We start from the raw sequence: 524 nt of genomic DNA on the forward strand, positions 1-524 counted from the left end.
TGTTCAATTAACGAATCTTTGGTGATGGTGAATCGGGTTTCACCAAATGGGGGGCGATATTTGGGGTGATGTTTATAGCGCAGATCGTAGGCACAAGCGCGGCCCTGCCAATCTTTCTTTTTGATCACGATGTTTTTGAACGTGATGCCGCGAGGTTCAAAGATGATCTCATCAGAGGCAAAGTTTTCCTCAATGTACTGCTGGCTTTCGTTCAAGTGATCAATCGCCTCATCGACAGAAACCCAGTCGAGGTTGAGATGTCGTTTAGCATCATCCAGATAATTGAGATCGAGACTCTTGAGCTGGCTTTGAAAGCGAGGATCAGACAACACACGGTTGGCTAAGACAATTTCCTCACGATTCTCAGGCCTGCTGTCGAGAGAAAGCAGCAGACGCGTCATATTGATGCTGCGACTGGGTTTGGTTGTTGCCATCGTTGGCGTAAGCACTTCTTGGCTCGATAAGGTTGTCAGCAGATAACCTTTGTCATCGTTACCAAGGAAGAAGCTGATCACATCACCTGG

At 47.3% G+C, this 524-nt stretch carries 1 pseudogene; it reads right to left on the bottom strand.

Going from position 1 to position 524, the window contains the following annotated elements:
- Positions 1–524: pseudogene (locus R8N49_RS30230) on the bottom strand (chromosome partitioning protein ParA); the annotation flags it as partial.

This window comes from Vibrio sp. 1978 (genome assembly GCF_033344345.1).